Consider the following 14723-nt stretch of genomic DNA (forward strand, 5'->3'; position numbering starts at 1 on the left):
GCGGATTTTAAGCTATCCGGGAGGTTTGCACAGGCTGTGTCGAGTGCTTCGCGGGCACAAATGAAATCCGCTAGTCTTGCTTATCCATTGAAGGAGCCAGTGCATGTTCGAATCCGCAGAAATCGGCCACAGCATCGACAAGGAGGCTTACGACGCCGAGGTGCCCGCCTTGCGCGAGGCCCTGCTCGAAGCCCAGTACGAACTCAAGCAGCAGGCGCGCTTCCCGGTGATCGTGCTGATCAACGGCATCGAAGGCGCCGGCAAGGGCGAGACGGTCAAGTTGCTCAACGAGTGGATGGACCCGCGGTTGATCGACGTGCTCACCTTCGACCAGCAAACCGACGAAGAGCTGGCCCGGCCCCCGGCCTGGCGCTACTGGCGAGCCTTGCCACCGAAGGGGCGGATGGGCGTGTTCTTCGGTAACTGGTACAGCCAGATGCTTCAGGGGCGGGTACATGGCCTGTTCAAGGATGCCGTGCTCGACCAGGCCATCACCGGCGCCGAGCGGCTCGAGGAAATGCTCTGCGACGAAGGTGCGCTGATCATCAAGTTCTGGTTCCACCTGTCCAAGAAGCAGATGAAGGCGCGCCTCAAGGCGCTGAAGGACGACCCGCTGCACAGCTGGCGCATCAGCCCGCTGGACTGGCAGCAGTCGGAAACCTACGACCGTTTCGTGCGCTTCGGTGAGCGCGTGCTGCGCCGCACCAGCCGCGACTATGCGCCATGGCACATCATCGAAGGCGTCGACCCCAACTACCGCAGCCTGGCGGTCGGGCGCATTCTGCTGGAAAGCCTGCAAGCAGCACTGGCCAGCGACCCCAAAGCCAAGCACCGGGGCAACGTCGCGCCGCTGGGCCGCAGCATCGACCAGCGCAGCCTGCTCGGCGCGCTGGACATGACCCTGCGCCTGGACAAGGCCGATTATCAGGAACAGCTGGTCACCGAGCAGGCCCGCCTGGCCGGCCTGCTGCGCGACAAGCGCATGCGCCGGCATGCCCTGGTGGCGGTGTTCGAAGGCAACGACGCCGCCGGCAAGGGCGGCGCCATCCGCCGCGTGGCGGCAGCGCTGGACCCGCGCCAGTACCGCATCGTGCCGATTGCCGCGCCCACCGAAGAAGAGCGCGCGCAGCCCTACCTGTGGCGGTTCTGGCGGCATATTCCGGCGCGCGGCAAGTTCACCATCTTCGACCGTTCCTGGTATGGCCGGGTGCTGGTGGAGCGGGTGGAAGGCTTCTGCAGCCCGGCCGACTGGATGCGCGCCTACAGCGAGATCAACGATTTCGAGGAACAGCTGGTGAATGCCGGCCTGGTGCTGGTCAAGTTCTGGCTGGCGATCGACCAGCAGACCCAACTGGAGCGTTTCGAGGAGCGCGAGCAGATCCCGTTCAAGCGCTACAAGATCACCGAGGATGACTGGCGCAACCGCGAGAAGTGGGACGACTATGTCCAGGCGGTGGGTGACATGGTCGACCGCACCAGCACTGAGATTGCGCCATGGACGCTGGTGGAGGCCAACGACAAGCGCTGGGCACGGGTGAAAGTGTTGCGCACCATCAACCAGGCGCTCGAGGCAGCGTTTGCCAAGGACAAGAAATAGCCGAATCGATGCTGCCTGTGCTTGCCCTTCCGCGGGCACGCCCGCTCCCACAGCAGTACCCCATGGCTGAAGCCTGGGGCCTTGTGCGAGCGGGTTTGCCGGCGAACAAGCCGGCACAGACAACTCGTCACCCAGGCATGCCATAGAAGAATGACCTGATGAATTCTTTTCTCTGCACTCGCCCCCGGCCTGGCCCTCCAAGCCTTTAGAATTCAACCACCCCCACCACGGGCTTGATCGAGGACTTTATGCACACCACTTCCGGCCGCTGGGGCTATGGCCTGTTCCTGGCACTTCTGACGGCGTTGCTCTGGGGCATCCTGCCGATCAAGCTCAAGCAGGTGCTGCAGGTGGTCGACCCGGTCACCGTCACCTGGTACCGCCTGCTGGTTTCCGGTGGGCTGCTGTTCGCCTGGCTGACGGCCCAGCGCCGTTTGCCGTCCATCCGCCAACTGACGCCCAGGGGCAAGGGGCTGGTGCTGGTGGCCGTGCTCGGCCTGATGGGCAACTATGTGCTGTACCTGATCGGCCTGAACCTGCTGAGCCCGGGTACCGCGCAACTGGTGGTGCAGCTTGGCCCGGTGTTGCTGCTGGTGGCCAGCGTGTTCGTGTTCCGCGAACGGTTCAGCCTGGGGCAGGGCATCGGGCTGCTGATTTTGCTGGCGGGGTTCGGGCTGTTCTTCAACCAGCGTCTGGAAGAGCTGCTGACCTCGCTCGGCACCTATACCACTGGCGTGCTGACCATCCTGCTGGCCACCACGATCTGGGTGTTCTACGCACTGAGCCAGAAGCAGCTGCTGACCGTGTGGAATTCGCAGCAAGTGATGATGGTGATCTACCTCGGTTGCGCCGCGTTGCTCACGCCATGGGTACACCCGTTGCAGGCGTTGCAGCTGACCCCGGTGCAGGGCTGGTTGCTGCTGGCCTGCTGCCTGAACACGCTGGTGGCCTATGGCGCGTTTGCCGAGGCGCTGGCGCACTGGGAGGCGTCGCGGGTGAGTGCCACGCTGGCGTTGACGCCGCTGGTGACCTTCGTCGCGGTGGCATTGGCGGCCTTGCTGTGGCCCGACTACGTGCATGCCGAGGACATCAATGCCCTGGGCTATGTCGGGGCGGTGACGGTGGTGCTGGGTTCGGCGCTGGTGGCGCTGGGGCCATCGCTGGTGGCTAGCTGGCGGGCCCGCAAATTCCGCAAAGTGGCCCGCTCTGTGTAGGAGCGGCCTTGCGTCGCGACGGGCTGCGCAGCAGCCCCAAAATTCTATGTCTCTGCCGAGCGTTCTGCGGCTGCTGCGCAGCCCGTCGCGACGCAAGGCCGCGCCCACACAGAGCGCGGTATCCGGATCTCAGCCTTTTCCGCCTGGGGCCAGCATGTTCTCCGGCCGCACCCACTGGTCGAACTGTTCATTGGTCAGGTACTTCAATTCCAGTGCCGCCTCGCGCAAGGTCTTGCCCTCGCCATAGGCCTTCTTGGCAATTTCCGCAGCCTTGTCATAGCCGATGTGCGGGTTCAGCGCCGTTACCAGCATCAACCCGCGCTCCAGGTGCGCCGCCATCTGCTCGGCATCCGGCTCGATACCCGCCACACAATGCTGCTGGAAGTTGCGGCAGCCATCGGCCAGCAGTTCGATCGACTGCAGCAGGTTGTGGATGATCACCGGCTTGAACACGTTCAGCTGCAAATGGCCCTGGCTGGCGGCAAAGCCGATCGCCGCGTCGTTGCCCAGCACCTGGCAGGCCAGCATCGACAAGGCTTCGCACTGGGTCGGGTTGACCTTGCCCGGCATGATCGAACTACCGGGCTCGTTGGCTGGCAGGCGTACTTCAGCCAGCCCGGCACGCGGGCCGGACCCCAGCAGGCGCAGGTCGTTGGCAATTTTCATCAGGGCCACAGCCAGGGTCTTCAGGGCGCCGGCCAGGCTGGTCAGCGGCTCATGCCCGGCTAGGGCGGCGAATTTGTTCGGTGCGGTGACGAACGGCAGGCCGGACAGCGCCGCCAGCTCGGCCGCGATGGCTTCGGCAAAACCATGCGGGGCGTTCAGCCCGGTGCCCACGGCGGTGCCGCCCTGGGCCAGTTCACAAACCGCCGGCAAGCTGGCGCGGATGGCGCGCTGGGCGTAGTCGAGCTGGGCGACGAACGCGGACACCTCCTGGCCGAAAGTGATCGGCGTGGCATCCATCATGTGCGTGCGGCCGGTCTTCACCAGCTGATGGTGGCGCGCCGACAGCTCGGCCAGCCCCGAGGACAGTTCGGCGATGGCCGGCAGCAGCTTGTCGTGTACCGCCTGGGCTGCAGCGATGTGCATGGCGGTGGGGAAGCAGTCGTTGGAGCTCTGCGAACGGTTGACGTGGTCGTTGGGGTGCACCGGCGCCTTGCCGCCACGGCCTTTGCCGGCCAGTTCGTTGGCCCGCCCGGCGATCACCTCGTTGACGTTCATGTTGCTCTGGGTGCCGCTGCCGGTCTGCCAGACCACCAGCGGAAACTGGTCGTCGTGCTGGCCGTCCAGCACTTCGTCGGCAGCCTGTTCGATCAGCCGGGCGATGTCGGCTGGCAAGTCGCCGTTGCGGTCGTTGACGCGTGCTGCGGCCTTCTTGATCAGCGCCAGGGCGTGCAATACCGCAATGGGCATGCGCTCCTTGCCGATGGCGAAGTTGATCAGCGAACGCTGGGTCTGCGCACCCCAGTAGGCGTCCTCAGGAACTTCGACCGGGCCCAGGCTGTCTGTCTCGATGCGGCTCATTCTGTACTCACTCCTGTGTAGTTCGAAATCGCAGTTTAGGCCCTGATTCGACCGAGCGGTTCCGTCGCTCGTCGTGCCACTTGAGCACATCGCCACCACGGCGCAGAATGCTCTACTCTGAGGTACCCGCCTCCGTCTCTTCTGAAGGAAATGCAATGACCCGTCTCCGTGTCCTTTGTGCCGCCGTTGCCCTGGCTTGCGCCAGCGGCCAGGTACTCGCTGCCACCGCCAGCCACAATGCTGCTGCCGAGAAATTCCTGACCCTGGCCAACGCCGACAAGCTGGGGACGCCGGTATACATGCAGGTCCAGCAGATGTTCGCCCAGCGTTTTGCCCAGACCAAGGCCCCGGCCACCAAGCAGTCGGTGCTGGAAAGCTACCAGGCCAAGGCCAACGCCGCGCTGGACAACGCCATCGGCTGGAAAAAGCTGAAGCCGAAGATGGTCGACCTGTACACCCAGACCTTCACAGAGCAGGAACTGAACGACCTGGTCAAGTTCTACGAATCGCCGCTGGGCAAGAAAGTGCTGCGTGAAATGCCCAAGGTCACCCAGCAGTCGGCCCAGCTGACCCAGCAGAGCCTGGAGCCTGCGGTACCGGTGGTGAACAAGCTGCTGGACGACATGACCAAGGAGCTGGACCCGAACGCCGGCAAGGCCGTCGCCCCGGCGAAGAAGTGAGTACGCCGCGATGAGCATGCAACAGCGCATCGAACAGCAGCTGGCCGCCCTGGCGCCGCAACACCTGCAAGTGCTCGACGAAAGCCACATGCACAGTCGTGGTCAGGAGACCCACTACAAGGCAGTGATCGTCAGCGAGCAGTTTGCCGGGTTGAACAGCGTCAAGCGCCACCAGAAGGTGTACGCCACCATGGGTGAACTGATGGGCGAGATCCACGCCCTGGCCATCCATACCTACACCGCCGAGGAGTGGGCCAAGGTCGGCGTGGCACCGGCTTCGCCGGTGTGCGCGGGCGGCGGGCACTGAAACCATTCGGTTGTTCTGGTAGAATCCTGCAAGATCCGGGGGCCGCTTTGCGGCCCTTTCGCGACACAAGGCCGCGCCTACAGGTTATGCGATTCCCCTGTAGCAGCGGCCTTGTGTCGCGAAAGGGGCGCAAGGCGCCCCCATGCTTTTTTTACACCTGTCAAACCCGGTCCGCCCCTTACGAGGGCAACCACCTGGAGATTCTGCTTCATGTCCCAACCCATCGTCGTCGCGGCGCTGTACAAGTTCGTCACCTTGGAAGACTACGTCGAGCTGCGTGAGCCGCTGCTCAAGAGCATGCTCGACAACAACGTCAAAGGCACCCTGCTGCTGGCCCACGAAGGCATCAACGGCACCGTCTCGGCCACCCGCGAAGGCATCGACGGCCTGCTGGCCTGGCTGCGCAACGACCCGCGCCTGGCCGACGTCGACCACAAGGAATCGTACTGCGACGAACAGCCGTTCTACCGCACCAAGGTCAAGCTCAAGAAAGAGATCGTCACCCTCGGCGTACCCGGCGTGGACCCCAACAAGGCGGTCGGCACCTATGTCGAGCCCAAGGACTGGAACGCGCTGATCAGCGACCCGGAAGTGCTGCTGATCGACACCCGCAACGATTACGAAGTGGCCATTGGCACCTTCAAGGGCGCCATCGACCCGAAGACCGAAACCTTCCGCGAGTTTCCCGACTACATCAAGGCCAACTTCGACCCCAGCAAGCACAAGAAGGTTGCGATGTTCTGCACCGGCGGTATCCGTTGCGAAAAAGCCTCCAGCTACATGCTCGGTGAAGGCTTCGAAGCGGTCTATCATCTTAAGGGCGGCATCCTGAAATACTTCGAGGAAGTGCCTCAGGAAGAAAGCCTGTGGGACGGCGACTGCTTCGTCTTCGACAACCGCGTCACGGTGCGCCATGACCTGAGCGAGGGCGAGTACGACCAGTGCCACGCCTGCCGCCACCCGATCAATGCACAGGAGCGTGCGTCCGAGCACTATTCGCCAGGGGTGAGCTGCCCGCATTGCTGGGACACCCTGAGCGAGAAGACCCGGCGCAGCGCCATCGACCGGCAGAAGCAGATCGAACTGGCCAAGGCCCGCAACCTGCCGCATCCGATCGGTTACAACTACAAAGCCGAGGCTTGATGCATGTCTGCACGCCTGATCTACGTGATGGACCCGATGTGCTCCTGGTGCTGGGGCTTCGCACCCGTGGCCGCGGCCCTGATCGCCCAGGCGCGTGCAGCAGGCGTGCCGACCCGCCTGGTCACCGGCGGCTTGCGCAGCGGCGGCAGCGCGCTGGATAGCGCCACCCGCAAGTACATCCTCGAACACTGGCAAGCGGTGGCCGAAGCCACTGGCCAGCCGTTTCGCTTCGAGGGGGCCATGCCCGACGGCTTCGTCTATGACACCGAGCCGGCCTGCCGGGCCCTGGTCACCGCCCGCGAGCTGGACGCCGAGCGCGTCTGGCCGCTGCTGGCGCTGATCCAGCGAGCGTTCTACGAGCAGAGGGTGGATGTGACCGTTGCTCCGCATCTGGTCGAACTGGCCGAGCAGGCGGGCTTCGACCGTGCGGTGTTCGCCGAGGCCTTTGCCCGGGCCGACACGCGCGCCGCCACTGCGGCCGATTTCGCCTGGGCGCAGGACCTGGGCATCGCTGGTTTCCCGACCTTGCTGGCCGAGCGCAATGGCCAGCTGGCCCTGCTGACCAACGGCTACCAGCCGCTGGAGCGCCTGCAACCCTTGCTCGGCCGCTGGCTGCAGCAGGCCGCCTGTGCTTGATCTGCCTGGGTCACCCGACCCGGTGCCGGGCAAGCCTTGCACGGCGGCCGACCGACTGAGCTGGGCGGAAATCCGCCGCCTGGCCCTGCATCACAAGAAAAACCTCTGGTCCGCCAACCTCATTGCCGTGTTGGCAGCCTGCTGCAGCGTGCCCATCCCGTTGCTGCTGCCGCTGCTGGTGGACGAGGTGCTGCTGGGCCAGGGCGATGCCGCGCTGCAGTGGATGAACCACCTGCTGCCGGCCAGCTGGCAGGTGGCCGCCGGCTACATCGGTCTGATGCTGTTGCTGACCCTGTGCCTGCGCCTGGCCGCCCTGGCGTTCAACGTCATCCAGGCCAGGTTGTTCGCCGGCTTGGCCAAGGATATCGTCTACCGCCTGCGTATCCGCCTTATCGAGCGGCTCAAGCGGATTTCTTTGAAGGAATACGAAAGCCTGGGCAGCGGTACGGTCACCACCCACCTGGTCACCGACCTGGATACCCTCGACAAGTTCGTCGGCGAAACCCTCAGCCGCTTCCTGGTGGCCATGCTGACCCTGACCGGCACCGCGGCCATCCTGATCTGGATGCACTGGCAGCTGGCCTTGCTGATTCTGCTGTTCAACCCGCTGGTCATCTACTTCACCGTGCAGTTGGGCAAGCGCGTCAAACACCTGAAAAAGCTCGAAAACGACAGCACCGCACGGTTTACCCAGGCGCTGGCGGAAACCCTCGACGCCATCCAGGAAATCCGCGCCGGCAACCGCCAGGGCTACTTCCTCGGGCGCCTCGGCCTGCGCGCCCGCGAAGTGCGCGACTATGCCGTCGACTCGCAATGGAAAAGCGATGCCAGTGGCCGCGCCAGTGGCCTGCTGTTCCAGTTCGGTATCGATATCTTCCGCGCCGCGGCGATGCTTACCGTGCTGTTTTCCGACCTTTCGATCGGCCAGATGCTGGCGGTGTTCAGCTACCTGTGGTTCATGATCGGCCCGGTGGAGCAACTGCTCAACCTGCAATACGCCTACTATGCCGCCGGCGGTGCGCTGAGCCGCCTCAACGAGCTGCTGGCGCGTGCCGACGAGCCGCAGTATGCGGCCGCCAGTGATCCGTTCGCCGGCCGCCAGACGGTCGGCATCGAAGTGCGCGACCTGCGCTTTGCCTATGCCGACGAGCCGGTCCTCGAGCACCTCGACCTGTGCATTGCCCCGGGTGAGAAGGTGGCCATCGTGGGTGCCAGCGGCGGCGGCAAGAGCACACTGGTGCAACTGTTGCTGGGCCTTTATAGCGCCCAGGCCGGGACCATCCGCTTTGGCGGTGCCAGCCTGCAGGAAATCGGCCTGGAAACCCTGCGCGAAAACGTCGCGGTGGTGTTGCAGCACCCGTCGCTGTTCAACGACAGCGTGCGTGCCAACCTGACCATGGGCCGTGACTGCAGCGACGAGGCTTGCTGGCAGGCGCTACGCATTGCCCAGCTGGATGGCACCATCGCTGCCTTGCCGCAGGGCCTGGACAGTGTGGTGGGGCGCTCCGGCGTGCGCCTGTCCGGCGGCCAGCGCCAGCGCCTGGCGATTGCCCGCATGGTGCTGGCCGAGCCCAAGGTGGTAATCCTCGACGAGGCGACCTCGGCCCTGGATGCCGCCACCGAGTACAACCTGCACCAGGCCCTGGCGCGCTTTCTCAGCGGCCGTACCACGCTGATCATTGCCCACCGCCTGTCCGCGGTGAAACAGGCCGACCGGGTGCTGGTGTTCGATGGTGGGCATGTGGCAGAGGATGGTGACCATCAGCAGCTGATTGCAGAAGGCGGGTTGTATGCCAAGCTTTATGGGCACCTGCAACAAAGTTGAACTTATACAAAGTCACCGATTTTCTGTCATGAAAAACCCAGCCGCGGCGATGGCATTTGGCCTACGCTGTGCTTGTCTGAGTTGATCTGCGCCTCATCTGCTCTGTGACAGGGACTCCATGAAGGGACATCGCACACTCGAAGCGCCCAAGCTGCTTGGTATCACCTGGCCCTTCATCGCCGTTGTGGTCTTCCAGGTGGCCCTGGGCAGCCTCAGTTTCTATGCGCTGTCGGCGGTGCGCGCCTATGTCGCCGGTGAAAGCCTTTGGTCCAAGGCCCAGAAAGACGCAATCTATTACCTTGACCTGTATGCGGAAACCCGCGACGACAGTACCTACCAGCACTATCGCCAGGCGATCATCGTGCCCCGCGGCGACCAGCGCTTGCGCGAGGTGCTCGACCAGCCCGTCCCCGACCTTGACGCTGCGCGCCAGGCCGTACTGGATGGCGGCAATCACCCCGACGATGTCGAACGGATCATCTGGTTCTATCGCAACTTTCGCAACCTCAGCTACATGCAGACGGCGATCGATTACTGGAATATCGGCGACGATTACCTGGCCAAGCTGGATACGCTGGCCAACGAAATGCGCAGCAGCTTCGCCGCCGGGCCGGTAGATGCCCGTACGATCAGCGATTGGAAGGCGCGCATCGTCGCTATCAATGAAGGGGTCACCCCGGCATCCAAGGCGTTCAGCGATGCCCTCGGCGAGGGCTCGCGCATGCTGTTGCGGGTGCTGCTGATCACCAACCTGATGACGGCGATGTTCCTGATCGCCATTGCCTGGCGCCGTTCCAGCAAGCTGCTGGCCCAGCGCGAGGCCTTTGCCAGTGCTCTGCAGGTTGAAAAGGAGCGGGCGCAGATCACCCTGCAGGCCATCGGCGACGCGGTGATCACTGCAGATGTAGAAGGCATGATCGGCTACATGAACCCCGCCGCCGAACAACTGACCCACTGGCAGGCCGGCCAGGCCCAGGGCCTGCCATTGTCGGCGTTGTTCAGCCTGGTGGACGAGCAGGCCGAGGAAGATGGCCGCAGCCTGGTCGAACAGGTGCTCAGCGGCAGCCTCAAAGGCGGCGCCGAGCATCCCCGGCTGATCCAGCGCCTGGATGGCAGTACCGTGTCGATCAACCTGGTCGGCTCACCGATCGTCAACGACGGCGAGGTCAGCGGCATCGTGCTGGTGCTGCACGACATGACCCAGGAACGCCAGTACATCGCCAACCTGTCCTGGCAGGCGACCCACGACGCCCTCACCGGGCTGGCCAACCGCCGCGAATTCGAATACCGCCTGGAGCAGGCACTCAATGGCCTGGCGCGCCAGGCCGGGCGGCATTCACTGATGTTCCTCGACCTCGACCAGTTCAAGCTGGTCAACGACACCTGCGGGCATGCCGCTGGCGACGAACTGCTGCGGCACATCTGCGCCGTGCTGCAATCCGGCCTGCGGGAAGGCGACACCCTGGCCCGCCTGGGCGGTGACGAGTTCGGCGTACTGCTGGAAAGCTGCCCGCCCGAGCAGGCCGAGCGTATCGGCGAGCAGTTGCGCCAGCTGGTGCAGAGCCTGCACTTCGTGTGGAAGGGGCGGCCGTTCGTCACCACCGTCAGTATCGGCCTGGTGCACTTGGCCCAGGCCCCCACCACCCTGGAAGCCTCGCTGCGCGCCGCCGACATGGCCTGCTACATGGCCAAGGAAAAGGGCCGCAACCGTGTCCAGGTGTACCATGCCGACGACAGCGAACTGTCCATGCGCTTTGGCGAAATGGCCTGGATCCAGCGCCTGCACGTGGCCCTGGAAGAAAACCGTTTCTGCCTGTACGCCCAGGAAATCGCCCCGCTGAAGAGTTTCGAAGGCCCGGGCCATATCGAGATCCTGTTGCGCCTGCACGACGAAAGCGGCCGCACCATCCTGCCCAACAGCTTCATCCCGGCAGCCGAGCGCTATGGCCTGATGACCGCGCTGGATCGCTGGGTGGTGCGCAATGTATTCGTGGTCATCCGCCAGTGCCTGGACCAGGGCCGGGAAGGGCCGTTGTCGACCTGTGCGATCAACCTGTCGGGGTCGAGCATTGGCGACGACAAGTTCCTCGAATACTTGCAGCGCCTGTTCGTCGAATACGCCATCCCGCCGCGGATGATCTGTTTTGAAATCACCGAAACCAGCGCGATTGCCAACCTTGGCAGCGCCATCCGCTTTATCAACGAGTTGAAGGGGCTGGGTTGCCGCTTCTCGCTCGATGATTTCTGCGCTGGCATGTCATCGTTCGCCTATCTCAAGCATTTGCCCGTGGATTACCTGAAGATCGACGGGAGTTTCGTCAAGGACATGCTCGACGATCCGGTCAACCGGGCCATGGTCGAGGTCATCAACCACATAGGACACGTAATGGGCAAGCGCACCATTGCCGAATTCGTCGAAACACCCTTGATCGAGCAGGCCTTGCAGGAGATTGGCGTTGATTACGCCCAGGGCTACCTGATTGAACGCCCCCAGGTGTTCACCTGTGACAGTCTGCAGCGCCAACGGATCGCCACCCGGCCTCTGTTGCAGCGGGCACCTGGCACGTTTCGTTAGCTAGTGATCGCAAGGATCAAGGAGCTCAAAGTGATTGATGCATTCGTTCGTATCGGCCCTCTGATGGACCCTGCAAGCTACCCCCACTGGGCCCAGCAACTGATTGAGGATTGCCGCGAAAGCAAGCGCCGGGTCGTGGAGCACGAGTTCTACGCACGGCTGCGCGATGGCCAGTTGAAGCAGTCGACCATCCGCCAGTACCTGATCGGTGGCTGGCCGGTGGTCGAGCAGTTCTCGCTGTACATGGCGCACAACCTGACCAAGACCCGGTATGGTCGGCACCAGGGCGAGGATATGGCGCGGCGCTGGTTGATGCGCAATATCCGCGTCGAGCTCAACCATGCCGACTATTGGGTCAGCTGGGCCCAGGCGCACGGCGTGCACCTGCATGAATTGCAGGCGCAGAACGTTCCGGCCGAGCTGAACGGCCTGAACGACTGGTGCTGGCGCGTGTGTTTCACCGAGAACCTGGCCATCTCCATGGCGGCGACCAATTACGCCATCGAAGGCGCGACCGGCGAATGGTCGGCGGTGGTGTGTTCCAGCGACACCTATGCGCTGGGCTTCCCGGAGGAAGAGCGCAAGCGGGCGATGAAGTGGCTGAAGATGCACGCCCAGTATGACGACGCGCACCCGTGGGAAGCGCTGGAGATCATCTGCACGCTGGCCGGCGAGAACCCGACGCTGGGGTTGCGTACCGAGCTGCGCAGGGCGATATGCAGGAGCTATGACTGCATGTACATGTTCCTGGAGCGCTGCATGCAACTGGAAGGTCGCCAGCAGCGGAGCATGCGCCCGGCGTTGGTGGCGGGCTGAGTGTTGCACCTCTTCGCGGGCTTGCCCGCTCCCACAGGTATGGCGCAGCCTTCAAGGGCCTTGCTGATCCTGTGGGAGCGGGCGAGCCCGCGAAGAGGCCAGCTCAGGCTCACTGGGCGTCGAACGCCTGCCCATTCACCCCTTTGCTGTCCGGCCCCATCAGGTACAGGTACAGCGGCATGATCTGTTCCGGCAGCGGGTTGTTCTGCGGGTTTTCGCTGGGGTACGCCTGGGCGCGCATCGCCGTGCGCGTGGCGCCCGGGTTGATGCTGTTGGCGCGCACCGGCGCCACGCCTTCCAGTTCGTCGGCGAGGGTCTGCATCAGGCCCTCGGTGGCGAATTTCGACACGCCATAAGCGCCCCAGTAGGCGCGGCCCTTGCGCCCGACGCTGCTGCTGGTGAACACCACCGAAGCGTCTTCCGACAGCTTCAGCAATGGCAACAGGGTGCTGGTGAGCATGAACGTGGCGTTGACGTTGATGTGCATCACGCGCATGAAGTTGTCACCCGACAGCTGCTCCAGCGGCGTGCGCGGGCCGATGATCGATGCGTTGTTGAGCAGGCCATCGAGGCGGCCGAACTGCTCCTCGATCATCACCGCCAGTTCGTCGTACTGGTGGGGCAGGGCGGTTTCCAGGTTGAACGGGATCACTACCGGTTGCGGGTGCCCGGCGGCTTCGATCTGGTCGTAGACCTCGTTGAGGTTGGCCTCGGTCTTGCCCAGCAGCAGCACGGTGGCGCCCAGCGCGGCATAGGCCTTGGCGGCAGCGGCGCCGATGCCGCGGCCGGCACCGGTAACCAGGATGACCCGGCCTTGCAGCAGGTCGGGGCGGGCGGTGTAGTCGAACATTGCGTATTCCCTTTTTATGGCGCGACAGACCGTGTGGGAGCGGGCGCGCCCGCGAACACCGGCAAAGCCGGTGCCATCCACTGCAGTGCCTGCTTCGCGGGCTTGCCCGCTCCCACAGAGTCTGGCGTCAGTCGTTGCTACTCAGCAGCCGCACAGCGCGCTGTCGATCACTTTGCGCAGTTCCAGTGGGTGGTCCACCACCACGTCGGCGCCCCAGTTGTTGGGGTTGTCCTCTGGATGAATATAGCCGTAGCGCACCGCCGCCGTACGGGTGCCGGCATCGCGGCCAGACTCGATGTCGCGCAGGTCGTCGCCGACGAACAATACGCTGGCCGGGTCCAGGTTCAGGGTCTTGCAGGCGAGGATCAGCGGCTCGGGGTCGGGCTTGCTGTTCTTCACGTGGTCGGGGCAGATCAGCAGCGCCGAACGCTCGGCCAGGCCCAGCTGCTGCATGATCGGCTCGGCGAAGCGCACCGGCTTGTTGGTGACCACCCCCCACAGCAGGTTGCCTTTCTCGATGTCGGCCAGCAGCTCGGCCATGCCGTCGAACAGCTTGCTGTGCACCGCGCAGTCGCGCTGGTAGCGCTCGAGAAACTCCAGGCGCAGGGCCTCGAAGCCTTCCGCTTCGGGGCTGATGGCGAACGTGGCGGCGACCATGGCGCGGGCGCCACCGGAAATCACGTCGCGGATGCGCTGGTCGTCGATGGCCGGCAGGCCGCGCTCGGCGAGCATGGCCTGGCAGATGGCGATGAAGTCTGGCGCCGTGTCGAGCAGGGTGCCGTCCATGTCGAACAGAACTGCTTGCAAACGCATGCTCATTCCTCGCGCAAGGTCTGGATCATGTAGTTGACGTCCACGTCGCTGCTGAGCTTGTAGTGCTTGGTCAGCGGGTTGTAGGTCAGGCCGATGATGTCCTTGACCTGCAGGCCGGCGACGCGGCTCCAGGCGCCCAGCTCGGACGGGCGGATGAACTTCTTGAAGTCGTGGGTACCGCGCGGCAGCATCTTCAGGATGTACTCGGCGCCGACGATTGCCAGCAGGTAGGCCTTGGGGTTGCGGTTGATGGTCGAGAAGAACACCTGGCCGCCAGGCTTGACCATGCGGTAGCAGGCGCGGATGACCGAGGACGGGTCAGGCACGTGCTCGAGCATTTCCAGGCAGGTGACCACGTCGAACTGTTCGGGCATTTCCTCGGCCAGGGCTTCGGCGGTGATCTGCCGGTATTCCACCTGCACGCCCGACTCCAGCTGGTGCAGCTGGGCCACCGCCAGCGGTGCCTCGCCCATGTCGATGCCAGTGACCGTGGCGCCACGCAGGGCCATGGCCTCGCTGAGGATGCCGCCACCACAACCCACGTCCAGCACTTTCTTGCCGGCCAGGCTGGCGCGCTCGTCGATCCAGTTGACGCGCAGCGGGTTGATTTCGTGCAGCGGCTTGAACTCGCTTTCGCGGTCCCACCAGCGGTGGGCCAGCGCTTCGAACTTGGCGATTTCGGCGCGGTCGACGTTGCTCATTGAACAGTCCTCTGAAACTTCGCAAAATTGCGCCGGAGTATA

General features: G+C 64.1%; 13 protein-coding genes. 9 read left to right on the forward strand and 4 right to left on the reverse strand.

Annotated elements, in window-relative coordinates; genetic code table 11:
* The first annotated feature begins 103 nt into the window (after nucleotides 1–103).
* Nucleotides 104–1597: a polyphosphate:AMP phosphotransferase gene (gene pap, locus HU763_RS07000; protein ID WP_186689440.1), complete on the forward strand. Its 1494-nt coding sequence runs from the start codon at nucleotides 104–106 to the stop codon at nucleotides 1595–1597.
* A gap of 248 nt (nucleotides 1598–1845) precedes the next feature.
* Complete coding sequence (locus tag HU763_RS07005) at nucleotides 1846–2811, forward strand: DMT family transporter (protein ID WP_186689437.1); 966 nt, start codon at nucleotides 1846–1848, stop codon at nucleotides 2809–2811.
* 129 nt (nucleotides 2812–2940) lie between these two features.
* Here the strand turns inward: HU763_RS07005 and HU763_RS07010 are convergent, their stop codons facing one another.
* Entirely contained in the window at nucleotides 2941–4335 is a 1395-nt protein-coding gene (locus tag HU763_RS07010; RefSeq protein WP_170028792.1) for a class II fumarate hydratase, read from the reverse strand.
* 155 nt (nucleotides 4336–4490) lie between these two features.
* Here HU763_RS07010 and HU763_RS07015 point away from each other — a divergent pair, with 155 nt between their 5' ends.
* From HU763_RS07015 to HU763_RS07045, 7 genes are all read left to right on the forward strand, one after another.
* Nucleotides 4491–5015: a DUF2059 domain-containing protein gene (locus tag HU763_RS07015; protein WP_170028793.1), complete on the forward strand. Its 525-nt coding sequence runs from the start codon at nucleotides 4491–4493 to the stop codon at nucleotides 5013–5015.
* Between the two features lie 10 nt (nucleotides 5016–5025).
* Nucleotides 5026–5322, forward strand: a complete 297-nt coding sequence (locus tag HU763_RS07020) for a BolA family protein (RefSeq protein ID WP_170028794.1) — start codon at nucleotides 5026–5028, stop codon at nucleotides 5320–5322.
* A 210-nt stretch (nucleotides 5323–5532) separates the two neighbouring features.
* The gene (gene trhO / locus HU763_RS07025) at nucleotides 5533–6465 is read left to right on the forward strand and encodes an oxygen-dependent tRNA uridine(34) hydroxylase TrhO (RefSeq protein ID WP_170028795.1); all 933 of its coding nucleotides are present in this window, start codon (nucleotides 5533–5535) and stop codon (nucleotides 6463–6465) included.
* 3 nt (nucleotides 6466–6468) lie between these two features.
* Nucleotides 6469–7101, forward strand: a complete 633-nt coding sequence (locus HU763_RS07030; protein ID WP_186688870.1) for a DsbA family protein — start codon at nucleotides 6469–6471, stop codon at nucleotides 7099–7101.
* Nucleotides 7094–8926, forward strand: a complete 1833-nt coding sequence (locus tag HU763_RS07035) for an ABC transporter ATP-binding protein (RefSeq protein ID WP_186688872.1) — start codon at nucleotides 7094–7096, stop codon at nucleotides 8924–8926. The genes HU763_RS07030 and HU763_RS07035 overlap by 8 nt, the downstream gene beginning before the upstream one ends.
* Nucleotides 8927–9044: 118 nt before the next feature.
* Nucleotides 9045–11501, forward strand: coding sequence for an EAL domain-containing protein (locus HU763_RS07040; protein WP_186688874.1), 2457 nt, complete (start codon nucleotides 9045–9047; stop codon nucleotides 11499–11501).
* A gap of 30 nt (nucleotides 11502–11531) precedes the next feature.
* The gene (locus HU763_RS07045) at nucleotides 11532–12317 is read left to right on the forward strand and encodes an iron-containing redox enzyme family protein (protein WP_170028799.1); all 786 of its coding nucleotides are present in this window, start codon (nucleotides 11532–11534) and stop codon (nucleotides 12315–12317) included.
* Between the two features lie 109 nt (nucleotides 12318–12426).
* Here the strand turns inward: HU763_RS07045 and HU763_RS07050 are convergent, their stop codons facing one another.
* The 3 genes from HU763_RS07050 to ubiG all read right to left on the reverse strand — a co-directional run bounded on the left by HU763_RS07050 (nucleotide 12427) and on the right by ubiG (nucleotide 14681).
* The gene (locus HU763_RS07050) at nucleotides 12427–13167 is read right to left on the reverse strand and encodes a YciK family oxidoreductase (protein ID WP_170028800.1); all 741 of its coding nucleotides are present in this window, start codon (nucleotides 13165–13167) and stop codon (nucleotides 12427–12429) included.
* A gap of 141 nt (nucleotides 13168–13308) precedes the next feature.
* Nucleotides 13309–13980 (reverse strand): N-acetylmuramic acid 6-phosphate phosphatase MupP, encoded by a 672-nt coding sequence (mupP, locus tag HU763_RS07055; RefSeq protein ID WP_170028801.1) that lies wholly within the window; start codon nucleotides 13978–13980, stop codon nucleotides 13309–13311.
* A gap of 2 nt (nucleotides 13981–13982) precedes the next feature.
* Nucleotides 13983–14681 (reverse strand): bifunctional 2-polyprenyl-6-hydroxyphenol methylase/3-demethylubiquinol 3-O-methyltransferase UbiG, encoded by a 699-nt coding sequence (gene ubiG, locus HU763_RS07060; protein ID WP_025338098.1) that lies wholly within the window; start codon nucleotides 14679–14681, stop codon nucleotides 13983–13985.
* Nucleotides 14682–14723 lie beyond the last annotated feature (42 nt).

The organism is Pseudomonas anuradhapurensis, from assembly GCF_014269225.2.
Classification (GTDB): domain Bacteria; phylum Pseudomonadota; class Gammaproteobacteria; order Pseudomonadales; family Pseudomonadaceae; genus Aquipseudomonas; species Aquipseudomonas anuradhapurensis.

Excerpts from the sequence above, each read along its gene's own strand:
- HU763_RS07020 (WP_170028794.1), top strand. The coding sequence starts at position 5,026 with ATGAGCATGCAACAGCGCATCGAACAGCAGCTGGCCGCCCTGGCGCCG.
- HU763_RS07040 (WP_186688874.1), top strand. The coding sequence starts at position 9,045 with ATGAAGGGACATCGCACACTCGAAGCGCCCAAGCTGCTTGGTATCACC.
- HU763_RS07050 (WP_170028800.1), bottom strand. The coding sequence starts at position 13,167 with ATGTTCGACTACACCGCCCGCCCCGACCTGCTGCAAGGCCGGGTCATC.
- pap (WP_186689440.1), top strand. The coding sequence starts at position 104 with ATGTTCGAATCCGCAGAAATCGGCCACAGCATCGACAAGGAGGCTTAC.
- ubiG (WP_025338098.1), bottom strand. The coding sequence starts at position 14,681 with ATGAGCAACGTCGACCGCGCCGAAATCGCCAAGTTCGAAGCGCTGGCC.
- HU763_RS07010 (WP_170028792.1), bottom strand. The coding sequence starts at position 4,335 with ATGAGCCGCATCGAGACAGACAGCCTGGGCCCGGTCGAAGTTCCTGAG.
- mupP (WP_170028801.1), bottom strand. The coding sequence starts at position 13,980 with ATGCGTTTGCAAGCAGTTCTGTTCGACATGGACGGCACCCTGCTCGAC.
- HU763_RS07030 (WP_186688870.1), top strand. The coding sequence starts at position 6,469 with ATGTCTGCACGCCTGATCTACGTGATGGACCCGATGTGCTCCTGGTGC.
- HU763_RS07015 (WP_170028793.1), top strand. The coding sequence starts at position 4,491 with ATGACCCGTCTCCGTGTCCTTTGTGCCGCCGTTGCCCTGGCTTGCGCC.
- trhO (WP_170028795.1), top strand. The coding sequence starts at position 5,533 with ATGTCCCAACCCATCGTCGTCGCGGCGCTGTACAAGTTCGTCACCTTG.
- HU763_RS07005 (WP_186689437.1), top strand. The coding sequence starts at position 1,846 with ATGCACACCACTTCCGGCCGCTGGGGCTATGGCCTGTTCCTGGCACTT.